Source organism: Rhodobium orientis (assembly GCF_003258835.1).
Classification (GTDB): domain Bacteria; phylum Pseudomonadota; class Alphaproteobacteria; order Rhizobiales; family Rhodobiaceae; genus Rhodobium; species Rhodobium orientis.
On sequence record NZ_NPEV01000001.1, the window covers coordinates 141,910 to 155,095 of the forward strand.

Annotated in this window: 10 protein-coding genes; 4 read left to right on the forward strand and 6 right to left on the reverse strand. The window is 67.6% G+C overall.

All coding sequences use genetic code 11. The features are described 5' to 3' along the window. Positions 1 to 231 precede the first annotated feature (231 nt). Positions 232 to 2,832 (reverse strand): excinuclease ABC subunit UvrB, encoded by a 2,601-nt coding sequence (gene uvrB / locus CH339_RS00710; RefSeq protein ID WP_111432338.1) that lies wholly within the window; start codon positions 2,830 to 2,832, stop codon positions 232 to 234. Positions 2,833 to 3,052: 220 nt separating this feature from the next. Between uvrB and CH339_RS00715 the strand changes: the two genes are divergently transcribed. Further along, positions 3,053 to 3,949: a GGDEF domain-containing response regulator gene (locus tag CH339_RS00715; RefSeq protein ID WP_111432339.1), complete on the forward strand. Its 897-nt coding sequence runs from the start codon at positions 3,053 to 3,055 to the stop codon at positions 3,947 to 3,949. Between the two features lie 6 nt (positions 3,950 to 3,955). Here CH339_RS00715 and CH339_RS00720 read toward each other — a convergent pair whose 3' ends face one another. The 5 genes from CH339_RS00720 to CH339_RS00740 all read right to left on the reverse strand — a co-directional run bounded on the left by CH339_RS00720 (position 3,956) and on the right by CH339_RS00740 (position 9,024). Further along, entirely contained in the window at positions 3,956 to 5,452 is a 1,497-nt protein-coding gene (locus CH339_RS00720; protein WP_146610085.1) for a hypothetical protein, read from the reverse strand. Positions 5,453 to 5,564: 112 nt separating this feature from the next. Beyond that, complete coding sequence (locus CH339_RS00725; protein ID WP_111432341.1) at positions 5,565 to 7,784, reverse strand: transglycosylase domain-containing protein; 2,220 nt, start codon at positions 7,782 to 7,784, stop codon at positions 5,565 to 5,567. Between the two features lie 171 nt (positions 7,785 to 7,955). Beyond that, the gene (locus CH339_RS00730; protein ID WP_111432342.1) at positions 7,956 to 8,252 is read right to left on the reverse strand and encodes a hypothetical protein; all 297 of its coding nucleotides are present in this window, start codon (positions 8,250 to 8,252) and stop codon (positions 7,956 to 7,958) included. A 9-nt stretch (positions 8,253 to 8,261) separates the two neighbouring features. Next, positions 8,262 to 8,612, reverse strand: a complete 351-nt coding sequence (locus CH339_RS00735) for a hypothetical protein (RefSeq protein WP_111432343.1) — start codon at positions 8,610 to 8,612, stop codon at positions 8,262 to 8,264. A 1-nt stretch (position 8,613) separates the two neighbouring features. Next, positions 8,614 to 9,024 carry a DUF3775 domain-containing protein gene (locus CH339_RS00740; RefSeq protein ID WP_111432344.1) on the reverse strand — a complete coding sequence of 137 codons (411 nt, stop codon included), beginning with the start codon at positions 9,022 to 9,024 and terminating at the stop codon, positions 8,614 to 8,616. Between the two features lie 498 nt (positions 9,025 to 9,522). On the opposite strand from CH339_RS00740, the gene CH339_RS00745 reads away from it, so the two are divergent. From CH339_RS00745 to CH339_RS00755, 3 genes are all read left to right on the forward strand, one after another. Beyond that, positions 9,523 to 10,896, forward strand: a complete 1,374-nt coding sequence (locus CH339_RS00745) for a DUF1800 domain-containing protein (protein WP_111432345.1) — start codon at positions 9,523 to 9,525, stop codon at positions 10,894 to 10,896. Between the two features lie 4 nt (positions 10,897 to 10,900). Beyond that, positions 10,901 to 12,130 (forward strand): DUF1501 domain-containing protein, encoded by a 1,230-nt coding sequence (locus CH339_RS00750; RefSeq protein ID WP_111432346.1) that lies wholly within the window; start codon positions 10,901 to 10,903, stop codon positions 12,128 to 12,130. A gap of 107 nt (positions 12,131 to 12,237) precedes the next feature. After that, on the forward strand, positions 12,238 to 12,843 hold the full coding sequence (locus CH339_RS00755; protein ID WP_111432347.1) for a tetratricopeptide repeat protein: 606 nt from the start codon (positions 12,238 to 12,240) through the stop codon (positions 12,841 to 12,843). The last annotated feature ends 343 nt before the right edge of the window (positions 12,844 to 13,186 follow it).

Sequence of the window (13,186 nt, forward strand, 5' to 3'; positions counted from 1 at the left end):
AAAGGCGATCGGCCGTTTCAACCGGCCACTGATCGTCCCGCCGGCCACGCGCTCTGTCAATCAGGAAGCGTGGCTGCGGCAACCGGGCGCAACTTTTGATTGGCAGCGATCGTTCCCGGATTGTGCCGGGCCGAGGCGGTCCGACGGCAGGAGATCCCGGGTCTGCGCTTCGCTCCGCCCGGGATGACTGGGAGGCCAGCGGCCAGCCCGGCAGGAGGGGTGACAAGCCCCCTACTTCCGCGGCTTCTCCGTCCGCCCCACGGTCATCTCGTCCAGCGTATTCTTCCGCACTCTTGACCCCGATCCCTTGCCGCCCTTTTGCGCGCGGCCGTGCTTGCGGTCGCCCGAATAACCGCCGGCCTTGCCTTCGATGGCGGATTGGCGGGCGAGGGGGTCGTCGGCGACGGCGAGTTCTGTTTCCTGGAGGCGCTTGATTTCGTCGCGCAGGCGCGCGGCGGTTTCGAATTCGAGGTCCGCGGCGGCGTCGCGCATCTTCTTTTCCAGGTCGGCGATATGGGCCTGGAGGTTGTGGCCCATGGGGGCGTCTTCGGAAAAACCCTTGTCGACGGTGACGTGGTCCTGCTCGTAGACGGAGTCGAGGATGTCGCCGATGGCCTTGCGGACCGATTCCGGCGTGATGCCGTTTTCCTCGTTGAAAATAACCTGCTTGGCGCGGCGGCGGTCGGTCTCGCCGATGGCGCGATCCATGGAGCCGGTGATGCGGTCGGCATAGAGGATGACGCGGCCGTCGACGTTGCGGGCGGCGCGGCCGATGGTCTGGATCAGCGAGGTCTCGGACCGCAGGAATCCTTCCTTGTCGGCATCGAGGATGGCGACCAGCCCGCATTCGGGGATGTCGAGGCCCTCGCGCAACAGGTTGATGCCGACCAGCACGTCGAAGGCGCCGAGGCGCAGGTCGCGGATGATCTCGATGCGCTCCAGCGTGTCGATGTCGGAATGCATGTAGCGCACGCGCACGCCCTGCTCGTGCAGATATTCCGTCAGGTCCTCGGCCATGCGCTTGGTCAGCACGGTAACCAGCGAGCGGTAGCCCTTTTGCGCCACCTCGCGGACCTCGCCGAGGAGGTCGTCGACCTGGGTGGAGGCCGGGCGGACCTCGACCGGCGGGTCGGTGAGGCCGGTCGGGCGGATGACCTGTTCGACGAAGACGCCGCCGGCCTCCTCCATCTCCCAGCCGCCGGGGGTCGCGGAGACGCAGGTCGTTTGCGGCCGCATGGCGTTCCATTCCTCAAACCTGAGCGGCCGGTTGTCCATGCAGGAGGGCAGCCGGAACCCGTACTCGGCCAGCGTCGCCTTGCGGCGGAAGTCGCCGCGATACATGGCGCCGAGCTGGCCGATGGTGACGTGGCTCTCGTCGACGAAGACCAGCGCGTTGTCGGGCAGATACTCGAACAGGGTCGGCGGCGGCTCGCCGGGCTTGCGGCCGGTGAGGTAGCGCGAATAGTTCTCGATGCCGGCGCAGGAGCCGGTGGCCTCGATCATCTCCAGGTCGAAGCGGGTGCGCTGCTCCAGCCGCTGGGCTTCCAGCAGCCGGCCGGCGGCCTCCAGTTCGACCAGGCGATGCTTCAGCTCCTCCTTGATCGACTTGGTGGCCTGCTGCAGCGTCGGCTTCGGCGTCACATAGTGGGAGTTGGCGTAGATCTTCACCGACTGCAGCTCGCCGGACTTCCGGCCGGTCAGTGGGTCGAACTCGGTGATCGCCTCGACCTCGTCGCCGAACAGCGAAATGCGCCAGGCGCGGTCCTCAAGGTGGGCCGGGAAAATCTCGATGGTGTCGCCGCGCACCCGGAAGGTGCCGCGCACGAAATTGGCGTCGGAGCGGCGGTATTGCAGGGCGACCATGTCGGCGAGCAGTTGCCGCTGGTCGAGCCGGTCGCCGATCTCGATGGCGAAGGTCATCGCCGTATAGGTCTCGACCGAGCCGATACCGTAGATGCAGGAGACCGAGGCGACGATGATGACGTCGTCGCGCTCGAGCAGGGCGCGGGTGGCCGAGTGGCGCATCCGGTCGATCTGCTCGTTGATGGAGGATTCCTTCTCGATATAGGTGTCGGTGCGCGGAACGTAGGCCTCCGGCTGGTAGTAGTCGTAGTAGGAGACGAAATACTCCACCGCGTTGTCGGGGAAGAACGAGCGGAACTCGCCATAGAGCTGGGCCGCCAGCGTCTTGTTGGGGGCGAGGATCAGCGCCGGCCGCTGGGTCGCCTCGATGACCTTGGCCATGGTGAAGGTCTTGCCGGAGCCGGTGACGCCGAGCAGCACCTGGCAGTCGTCCTCGTTGGCGATGCCCTCGACCAGTTCCTTGATCGCTTCCGGCTGGTCGCCGCGCGGCTCGAACTCGGAGACGATCTTCAGCGGGATGCCGCCTTCCGACTTTTCCGGCCGCGGCGGGCGGTGCGGCTGCCAGACGTCGCCGGCGAATTCCGGGCGGCCGTGCTCGATCAGTTGCGACAGGGCCTCGACGGTGGCGGTGACGCCGCTGTCGGAGAGGCCGGCGGCGTCTTCCAGCGAGATGTCGAGGCCGGCGACCGGGTTGAGGCCGCCCTTGGCGCGTTCGGCCGCGGTCGCCTTGCCGCCCATGGAGGTGCCGCGGGCGGTTTTTGACGGTTTTTCGGCCTTATTCCGTTTTTTGGGGCTTTTTGTCGCAGGTTTTGCGGTCTCGGCGTCGGCAGCCTCGGAAATTTCCTTTGCCCAGTCGCTGAGAGATGTGCTCGAGGGGCCGGAAAGCGGGGTGCCTTCCAGCGGCGCCTGGGGCGCTTCGGCAAAGCCATCCTGCCGGTTTTCATCGGTTTTTTTCGAAGATCGTGACATGAGTCGGACTATGGAAGAAACTCCTCGGGCCGCCAAGTCACATTGTCTCGGGCGCCCGACGGAGCCGCGTTGCACTGTATTCGATTTATTCACTTAGACCGATTATAAGGGGCGGAAATCCGGTCCCGTGTCCGGGTTCGGGTCCTTTGACCCCAAATAGTGTTCCGCAAGGTTTTTGCACGAGGCGCTCGTTGGGAGCCGAGCAATTCGAAAGGGACAAATGGAAATTCTACTGGCGGAAACGTCTCGGTTGGGGCGACGGGTAATTGCAGAGATGCTGGAGCGGCGCGGTGACGTCGTGCATTGCTGTGGCGACGGTCATGAGGCGCTCAGGGAACTGCACGACAACCCCGATATCGATGTGCTGCTGACGAGCATCGAGCTGCCCGGCGTGTGCGGTCTGGAACTGTGCTGGGATGCGCGCATCCTGGCCGAGACAAGGGCGCCCATCTACATCATCATCATGTCGTCGAGCCGCGAGCGCTCGATGCTGGTGGAGGTGCTGGACAGCGGCGCCAACGACTTCTTCCGCAAGCCGCCGCTGGAGGCGGAACTGCACGCGCGGATGCGCTCGGCCGAACGGCTCCTGAAGGCGCAGCGTGAGATCCTCTGGCTGTCGCAGACCGACTCGCTCACCGGCGTGCTCAATCGCCGCCACTTCTTCAGCCTCTTGGGCGAGGAGATCGAGCGCCTCAGCGGCGACCCCCTGTCGCTGGTCATGCTCGACATCGACCGCTTCAAGGGCATCAACGACCGCTATGGCCACGATATCGGCGACAAGGTAATCCAGTCGCTGGCGGCGCAGTTCAACGGTCGGACCGGAATTTTCGGGCGCGTCGGCGGCGAGGAGTTCTGCTGGGCGCTGCCCGGCTGTCCGCTGTCGCTGGCGGTCGATATGGCCGAGGAGGTCCGCATCGCCATCGAGAGCGGCGTGGTCGCGAGCCCGCTCGGTCCGATCCGCTTCACCAGCAGCCTCGGCGTTGCCCAGCACCATGCCGGCGATACCGTCGAGGACCTGTCGCGACGCGCCGACGAGGCGCTCTACGACGCCAAGGAGTCCGGCCGCAACCGGGTCAGCACGCGCCTTGCGAAACCGCCGCAACTGCTGACGGCGTAGCTTGCCTCACTCCGCCTCGGCCATGTCCGCCTGGATCTGCCGGCGCTGAAACAGCCAGTATTTGGTGTTGGATTCCACATAGTTCTGCTTGTCGCAGGCGGCATCGAGGCCGTGGATCGCCGGTGCGAGGCGGTTATCGAGGCGTTCGATGGCGGCCATCCATGCGCCGTCTTCCTTCAGGGCGCGCACCGCGTCCTGTTCGTCGCGGATGAAGTTCTGCCAGGCAAGGCATGGATAGGTCTTCCGGTCCCGCGCCAGCCGGGTGCGGGCAAACCGCAGCGCGGAGGTCATGCGGCGCTCTGTGAGACTGGAACAGGCGGGCGCGAAGGCCTCAAGGGCCCAGGACCGGGCCTCTTCCATGGCCAGCATGGCGCGGTAGTGCTTGTCGCTGAGATAGCCCGTGATGGCGTCGCCGAGGGCGTCGGTTTCTTCCAGAACGATGTGGCAGGCTTCCAGGCCGGAGGTCGCCACGGCGGCGGCTTCCGCGTCGGGCATCTCCGCCGCCTCGCCGCCGCAGACCGCTTCGGTCAGCTTGATGTCGGCGGCAAGGCGGACGGCGAGGCGGGTGGTCTCGCCAAGGGTCCTGGCTTCCGCAAGGGCGGCGGCGTTCCGGGTGCGCACGGCCAGCCTTTCGGCACACGTCTCCGCTGGCAGGCCGCCGGGGACAAAGCCGAGAACCTCCTCGGCGGTCTTGCCGATGGGCAGCGGCGGCAAGGCGGTGAGCACGACGAGAGCTTGGCGCGGCAGGCCGGTGGTCGGGTCCGCCGCCGGGCTGGTGGCGACCGGCGTCGCCGGCACGCCGGGAGCATTGCCGGTCAAAAAGCCGGCGCGGTCCGTCCCCGCGAGACCGAAACGGGCCAGCCCGTCGGCGCAGAACGCCTCCATCGAGGTGCGGCCGCGGGCCATGGAGGCGGCAAAAGAGCCGTTGCCGCATTCGGCCGCGAAGTAGCCGCCTTCAGCGCGCAGGTCGGCCCCGGTCTGGCCGGCGAGGCGGGCGCCAAGACCGTCGGAGAGGGCGAGGCCGGAGCAGCTCTTGGCGACCTGATCGGCATAGCAAAGGTCGCTCGCGATGGCTGCGACCTCGTCCTCCGGCAACATCAGTTTCGGTTTGCCGCGGGGCGCAAGCAGCCCGGCGCGGCGGCTGCCCGCAGGGCCGAAAAGGGCGAGAACGCCGCTGCACGCTTCGTCGCGGCCGAGCCGTCCCTGGCTGGCGTAGAATTCGGCGTAGCCGGCGCTGCAGGCGGCCCGGGTCGGGGAATCGTCGCCGCGCAGTCGGGCGCCGGCCTCTTCGGCCAGACGTGCCTCGGTGCCGTCCGGCATGGTGACGGCCTTGCGGCAGCGCGAGGCGGCGGCAACGGCGTGGCAGAAGTCCCGGGCGATGCCGCCCGGATCGGGCGCTTCGGGCGCCGCAGGGTCCGCCGGAGCGGTCTCCTGCTGCGCGGCGGCATCGAGCGGCGCGCCAAGGGCGACGACAAGCGCAAGGGCGATCGACAGACGGGTCACGGCCGGGCTCCAGAGGGTCAAGGGCAATACGCCAAAGCCTAAAGCCACGACCGCGAGCTGCAACCTGCAGGCTCGTCCACCCGTTCACGTATCCGTGAGGCGAGCGGCCGCGTCAGCCGCCGAAAAGCTGTTCCAGGAGGCCGGGCGCGCGCTGTTTCTGCGGGATGATTTCCTGGCGCATGCCGGGCCTGCGGCGGGGCGCATCGGTGCCCCAGTCGTTGCCGTCCATGGCGACCGCCTCGGGCATCGGTTCCGGCGCAGGCCGGTAGCTGCCGGGCAGGTCGACGACGGCGAGCCCCTCGTTGGCGGTCTGCATGGTGCGGGCCCAGATCTTGGCCGGCAGGTTGCCGCCGGTGGCGCGCCGCGTTGGCGAATTGTCGTCGTTGCCGAGCCAGACGCCGGCCGTGAAGTAGCTGGTGTAACCGATGAACCAGGCGTCGCGGAAATCCTGGCTGGTGCCGGTCTTGCCGCCGGCCGGCCGGTCGCCGAGGGAGGCCTTGCGGCCGGTACCGCTCAGCACCGTCTCCCGCAGCATGTGGTTCATCATGCCGACGTCCGCGTCGGAGACCACCCGGCCGGGGCCGGAGCCCTTGCGCTCGTAGAGCAGCTTGTTGCTGGCCGTGCGGATGCGCTTGATGACGTGCGGGACGACGCCGAAGCCGCCATTGGAGAACGGCACATAGGCGGCGGTGAGTTCCAGCGGCGTCACCTCTGAGGTGCCGAGCGCGATCGAAGGATTGGCCTTCAGCTTGGAGGTAATGCCGAGCCGGTTGGCGGTCCTGGCGACGCGCTTCGGCCCGACCTCGTAGGCGAGGCGCGCGGCGACCGTATTCAGCGACTTGGAGAGCGCGCGGGTCAGCGACACCGGGCCGCGATATTCCTTGGAGTAGTTCTTCGGCCGCCAGCCCTTGATGGAGACCGGCTCGTCGACGCGGATCGTCTCCGGCGTCATGCCCTGTTCCAGCGCCGTCAGGTAGACGAAGGGCTTGAAGGCGGAGCCGGGCTGGCGATGGGCGGCGATCGCCCGGTTGAACTGGCTCTTGCCGTAGTCGCGGCCGCCGACCAGCGCCTTGACCGCGCCGGAGGCGTCGAGCACGACGACTGCTCCTTGCGTGACGCGATATTTCTTGCCGTCTTCGGAGAGCGTCTGGCGCAGGGACTCCTCGGCGGCGTGTTGCAGGTTCACGTCGATGGCGGTGTCGACGACGATGTCCTCGTCGAGCGAGCCGATGAAGCTCGGCAACTGGTCCATGACCCAGTCGGCGACATAGTTCTCGCTCGCCGAATTGTGCCGGCTGACGACGGCGGTCGGCGTCGCGATCGCGACCTTCGCCTCACGGTCCGTGATGAAGCCGGCGTCGCGCATGGCGATCAGCACGGTGTGGGCGCGCTTCTCGGCGCGTTTCGGGTGGCGGTTCGGGGCATAGCGCGACGGTGCCTTCAGCAGGCCGGCGAGGATCGCCGCCTCGGCCAGCGTCACCTTGCGGGCGGACTTGCCGAAATAGCGCCTGGCGGCGGCATCGACGCCATAGGCGCCGGCACCGAAATAGACCCGGTTCAGGTACATCTCCAGGATCTGCTCCTTGGAGAATTTCGCCTCCAGCCAGAAGGAGAGCACCACCTCCTGCATCTTGCGCCGGAACGTGCGTTCCGGCTCCAGGAACAGGTTCTTGGCGAGCTGTTGCGTCAGCGTCGAGCCGCCCTGGACGAGGCCGCCGGCATAGAGATTGGTGGCGATGGCCCGGGCAAGGCCGATCGGGTCGATGCCGAAATGGTAGTAGAAGCGCCGGTCCTCGATCGCCATCACCGCCTCGGGCAGGTGCGGGGGCAACTGTTCCAGGCGCACCGATTCGCCGCCGGTGTCGCCGCGATTGGCGAGAAGGCTGCCGTCGGCGGCGACGATCTTGACGTTGGGCGGGCGCTGGGGCACGGCCCATTCGGAGGTCGGCGGCAGGTGCGCGGCGTAGTAGCCGAGGAGGCCGACGAAGGCGATGGTGCCCCAGATACCGGCAACGACGGTCCAGTAGACGCTGCGGCGCAGGAACCGGGTGATGCCTCCGCCGCCACCGTTGCCGCCGCCACGCGAACTCTTGCGGCGGCCCTTGCCGCGCCGGCCGGACGCCGGCTTCTTTGCTGCGGTGCCGCGGGCGGCGGGTGCCTTGGTCTTGCTGCTCGTGTTGCTGTTGGCGGCTTTTTTCTTCGGCCGGGAGCGCGGTTTCGCGCCGCCGCTGCCCGTCGCGCGGTCACTCTCGTCGAGGCGCAGGTCGAGCGCCGGCGAACGCTCGCCGTCGTCGAATTTCGGTTCGATGCGCTTGGCGCGCCGAGTGGCCATAGTGATCTTACCCGCGTCCCGTCCGGAACTCCTCTCCGGCACCGACTCCCTCGTTGCAGGCTAAATGCGGCAATTTAAGAGGTGGTAAAGGATTGCCCGTCGCATGCAGCGTTTGCAGCCTATAAGGCGCAAAATGCGGCAGTTTTTCGGTGAACGGCTTTTTCGGGCGGTCTATTGGCCGGGGTTGAAGGCCGAGGCGCAGCGATAGCCGATCGGGCATTCGGGATCGTCGGCGGTCGGCACGAAGGCCGGGCGCGTCACCTGTTCGCGCGGGCACTGGGCCTCGCTGGAAACGAACCGGTAGTAGAGAAAGGTGGAGGTGGCGAGCACCACGGCACCGCTCCCGGCGACGAGGGTCTGCGCTTCGGTGCAGGTCATGGCCGTTGTGTTGGCGCGCGGCGCGGCGGCGGCTCCGGATCCGGCAAGGCAGAAGAGAAACGCGACCATGGCGGCGGCGGCACTGCGCATCGATTTCTCCTAGAACCGCCCGGGGAACCGCATGCGCCGCTCGCAGCGATAGCCGACGAAGCAGGAGGCCTCGTCGCGCGTCGGCAGGTGTTCGGGGGCAGTGCCCTCGCCGCGCTCGCAATGGCCGCGATGGGTGACGATCCGCTTGTAGAGCCGCGGACCGTAATAGACGATGGCCGCACCGGCGGCCTCAACGGCATCGGCTGCCTCGGCGCAGCTCATCGTGGTGATGTCGATGCGCGGATCGGCGGCGGCAGTGCCGGAAAAAGCGAGGAAAAGGGCCAGGGCGCCGGAGATGGCGGCAGACGCGCGGACCGCCGGGCGTTGCTCGATCCTCCGCTGGCCCCCGCCGGTCGCCATGCTAGACGCCGATCGCTTCGAGGCCCTCGTCGAGATAGTCGGCGAGCATCGACATGCCGAGCAGGTAGCGCGCCGTGGAGCCGACGGCGCGGCCGCGGGCCATGTCGACGGCGTTGTCCCAGTCGGCGACGTCGTAGTCGCCGCGGCCGACCCAGGCGATGGCGACGAGTTCGGCGGATTCGTCGACGTTGAGATCCTCGATCAGCGCCTTCAGCTCGTCGCGCGTCATGTTGTCGGCTTCTTCCTCCTGCAGGCCCTCATGGGCATGGGAGTCCGACAGCGATTCGGGATCGAACTCGACGTCGTGCTCGTGGCCGTCCTCGAAGGAGTCATCGACGGAGGATTCGATCAGCCGCGCCTTCTGGGCGAAAAGCCGGACCGTGTCCGGATCGATGTTCAGCTCAACGGCCATCTCACAGCTCCTTATCTTTCTCGTTCGGCGGGCTGTTCTGTCGACGTCAGGGCGAGACGTGCCGAGGGCAAATCCCACTCCCGCTCTAACTTTTTGTTGGAGCATCGGATCTTTTCGAAAACCGGTTCCCACTTTTCGCTCCCGCGGTGTTTCGGTTCGGTTCGACGCTCTTGTGCCTGCGGTCGTCAAGAATAACGCGAATCCTCTCCTGTGCCTGTTTTTTAGTACGGTTTCCCCGGCTTTTGAAAGTGCCCAGACGTCGCGACGAAATTCCGTCCCAATCGTGAAGAAGACTTTGCCGATATGGCCCGGCGCGCCCAATATGACGGGACGGGAACGGCGATGGCGCACGGCGGCGCCGAAACCGCAGGGCGGCTTGTCCCGTCGAAGGGCCCTGAACCGAAACCGACACCGGCATTCATCGCCGGTTCAGTGCCCTCCGGGCATCAACGGCGCGGTCGCCGGGCGCTGTCCGGCAAGGATTGATCTGGAGGACCGATGATTTCGAAGGACGCAATCACGGCACTGAAAAGATTCGGCTGCGGCCCGCGTCGCGGCGAAGCGGCCGGGCTCGCCAGCCCGCGCGAGTGGCTGGTGGCGCAGCTCGACCGTGCCGATGCGGCGCGGATCGACGATGCCGACCTGCCGCGCGCCGATCAGGCCCAGCGCGACCATGTCGCCTATCGCCGGGAACGCAAGCGGCAGCTTCGCGGCCTCGACAAGGACAACCGGGAGCAGATGGACGATCTGAAGCGGATGATGGGGCCGCGCCCGGCGGTCGACTACTACAGTCAGGAGATCAACGCCCGGACCCGCCACGCCATCGAAACCGATGCTCCGCTGGTGGAACGGCTGGTCGGCTTCTGGTCGAATCATTTCTGCATTTCGGCCGCCAAGAACGGCCGGGTGCGGGCGATGGCCGGTGCCTATGAGCGCGAGGCCATCCGGCCCTATGTGCTCGGCCGGTTCCGCGACATGCTGTTCGCCAGCGCCCAGCATCCGGCGATGCTGCTCTATCTCGACAACGAAAAATCCGCCGGCCCGAACTCGCCGGTCGGGCGCCGGCGGTCCCGCGGCCTCAACGAGAATCTCGCCCGCGAGATCATGGAGCTGCATACGCTCGGCGTGCATGGCGGCTACACCCAGGAGGACGTCACCAATTTCGCCCGGATCCTGACCGGCTGGTCCGTCGGCAAGGTGGATTCGCCGCGCGGCGGCGTGTTCGTGTTCCACCGCAGGGTCCACGAGCCCGGCGCCTTCACCGTGCTCGGCCGGCGCTATGGCGGGCGCGGCGTCGACCAGGGCGAGGCGGTGCTGGAGGACCTGGCGCGCCATCCCGCCACGGCCCGGTTCGTCGCGGGCAAGTTCGCGCGCCATTTCGTCGGCGACGGCGCGTCCGATGAACTGGTCGGGCGCCTTGCCGCGACCTTCCGCGAGACCGACGGGGACCTGCGCGAGTTGACCTACGACCTGATCGCGTCCGACGAGGCCTGGGAGACGCCGGCGCAAAAGCTCCTGCCGCCCTACGATTTCATCGTTGCGACGGCGCGGGCGACCGGCTGGCGGCCGCAGGAGCGGCAGATGATGAAGGCGCTGAACGCGCTCGGCCACAAGATGTGGGCGCCGCCGTCGCCGGCCGGCTGGCCGGACGAGGACGATGCCTGGGTGTCGCCCGACGCCATGCTCGAACGGCTCGACTGGGCGCAGCGCATCGCCCGGCGCAAGGCGCCGCGCGAGCCGGTCGACCGGATTGCCGAGGACCTTCTCGGGCCGGCCCTCGACGACCATTCGCGCCAGGTGATCGCGCGCGCCGAAAACAAGGGCCAGGCCCTGGCTCTCCTTCTCATGACCCCGGGTTTCCAGCGGAGATAGTTCCATGGTCCTCAGCGATCTTTCCCGGCGCCAGTTCCTGGCCGTCAGCGGCGGCCTCGCCGTCTCGCCGTTCCTGCCCGGCATTGCCGGCGCTTCCGGCCGCGATCCGCGGTTCCTCACCGGCATTCTGCGCGGCGGCGTCGACGGGCTCGCAGTCGTTGCCCCGGTCGGCGACCCGGACTACCAGAACGTGCGCGAGGGTCTTGCCTTCGAGCGCTCCGGGCCGAATTCCGGGCTGCGGCTGGACGGCTTCTTCGCGCTCAATCCGAACATGCCGCAACTCGCCGAGCTCTATCGCAGCGGCGAGGCGCTGTTCGTCCATGCGGTATCGACGCCCTATCGCGAGCGCTCCCATTTCGACGGTCAGGACGTGCTGGAGAGCGGCTACGGGCGCTCCGGCGTCGGCGACAGCGGCTGGCTCAACCGGGCGCTGGAAGTCGCCGCGGCGAAAAAGACGATCGACAGCCGCGGCTTTGCCATGGGCGCGCAGTTGCCGCTGGTGATGCGCGGGTCGGCGCCGGTACTGTCCTGGATGCCGCCGGCCTTCCAGACGGCGAGCACCGACACCCGCCTCCGGCTCCTCGACATCTATACCCACGCCGATCCGACGCTGGCGGCGGCCATCGCGGAGGGCATGGAACTCGACGATCTCGTCGGCGGCGAGGATTCCGCCCGCGAGGTGATGCGGCAATCGCGCAAGATGGGCGGCGGCGGCAAGGTGCGCTCCTACCGCACGACCGGCACTGTCGCCGGCAAGGTGATGTCGGATGCCGACGGCCCGCGCGTCGGCGCCTTCAGCCTCAACGGTTGGGACACCCACGCCAACGAGCGGCCGTTCAAGGGCCGGCTCGGGCGGCAGCTCGAAGCGCTCGATGCCACCATCGGCGCGCTTCGAACCGAAATGGGGCCGGTCTGGAGGGACACTGTCGTCGCGCTCGTCACCGAATTCGGCCGCACCGCGCGCATGAACGGCACGTCGGGCACCGACCACGGCACCGCGACGCTGGCCATCCTCGTCGGCGGCGCCGTCAATGGCGGGCGCGTGATCGCCGACTGGCCGGGGCTGTCCGACCGCGCCCTCTATGACGGCCGCGACCTTGCCCCGACGACGGACCTGAGGGCCATCCTCAAGGGCGTCATCGGCGACCATCTCGGGGTCTCGGAGGCCGCGCTTGGCGAAAAAGTGTTCCCAGGAAGCCGCGACGTCAGGCCGGTCCGCGACCTCATTGCTTGAATTCGCTTGCGAAGTTCCGATATCGGAAAAGAGCTGCCGCAGTCAGAACCGGGGGAAACCGGGCGCGGCGGCGTCCGATAATCGGAGCAACGAGGGGAAGTTCTAGAATGACAGCGCGATTTGGCCTTTTGGCGGCCGCAGCCCTTGCGGCCGGCCTGGCAATGATAGTGCTCGGCGCCCCGGCGCGGGCCGCCGATGGCGGCGGTCCCGCGGGGCCGTCGAGCTGCGGTCCCGGCATGACATGGGATCCGGTTTCGCGGATCTGCATCAAGGCCAAGGGCGCCTGCAAGCGCGGCACGGTGCGCGACCGCAAGACCGGCAAGTGCGTGGCGGTGAAGGCGTTCAACGGCGATTCGGAGACCCGCTACCAGGTGGCGCGGTTCTACGCCTATGACGGGCGCTTTGAGGATGCCATCGCGCTGCTCGACCCGATCGCCTATGAGCGCGATCCGCGGGTCCTCAACATGCTGGGGTATTCCAACCGCAAGCTCGGCCATTTCGACACCGGCCTTGCCTATTACCGGCGGGCGCTCGCCATCGATCCCTCCTTCGATCTCGCCCGGGAATATCTCGGCGAGGGCTATGTGGCGCTCGGCCGGATCGACCTGGCCCGGGAGCAGCTCGGCCATATCGCCCGGAGCTGCGGCACGGGCTGCGAAGAATATCGCGCGCTCGACACGGTGATCAAAGGGGCGCTTGCGGCCAAGGGCTGAGCGGAGTTATCGTTTCAGGAGAGCGAGCGGCCGGGCGTTAATCGCCCGGCCGTTTTTGTTCGCGACGTTGCGCTTCGTGTTCCGACAAACTTCCGTCGTCATCCCGGCCGTAGCGAAGCGGATAGCCGGGATCCATTGCCCGTATCAATAAAGTGGCCCGTTGGAGAGTACGGACGCGGTTCGCCGATGTCCCAATCGACACCTTACGGCATCCCGTGTGGAGAGGGGCATTAGACCCGGGCTCGGGGTCTGGGTGGCGGTTGAGGATCGGGCGGGCGGCATTGCGTTCCCGGATTGGCCGGTCGTGCCGCCGATGCCGAATGGATTGCCGCGTCGGCCTGGC

Excerpts from the sequence above, each read along its gene's own strand:
- uvrB (WP_111432338.1), bottom strand. The coding sequence starts at position 2,832 with ATGTCACGATCTTCGAAAAAAACCGATGAAAACCGGCAGGATGGCTTT.
- CH339_RS00715 (WP_111432339.1), top strand. The coding sequence starts at position 3,053 with ATGGAAATTCTACTGGCGGAAACGTCTCGGTTGGGGCGACGGGTAATT.
- CH339_RS00725 (WP_111432341.1), bottom strand. The coding sequence starts at position 7,784 with ATGGCCACTCGGCGCGCCAAGCGCATCGAACCGAAATTCGACGACGGC.
- CH339_RS00730 (WP_111432342.1), bottom strand. The coding sequence starts at position 8,252 with ATGCGCAGTGCCGCCGCCGCCATGGTCGCGTTTCTCTTCTGCCTTGCC.
- CH339_RS00735 (WP_111432343.1), bottom strand. The coding sequence starts at position 8,612 with ATGGCGACCGGCGGGGGCCAGCGGAGGATCGAGCAACGCCCGGCGGTC.
- CH339_RS00740 (WP_111432344.1), bottom strand. The coding sequence starts at position 9,024 with ATGGCCGTTGAGCTGAACATCGATCCGGACACGGTCCGGCTTTTCGCC.
- CH339_RS00745 (WP_111432345.1), top strand. The coding sequence starts at position 9,523 with ATGATTTCGAAGGACGCAATCACGGCACTGAAAAGATTCGGCTGCGGC.
- CH339_RS00750 (WP_111432346.1), top strand. The coding sequence starts at position 10,901 with ATGGTCCTCAGCGATCTTTCCCGGCGCCAGTTCCTGGCCGTCAGCGGC.
- CH339_RS00755 (WP_111432347.1), top strand. The coding sequence starts at position 12,238 with ATGACAGCGCGATTTGGCCTTTTGGCGGCCGCAGCCCTTGCGGCCGGC.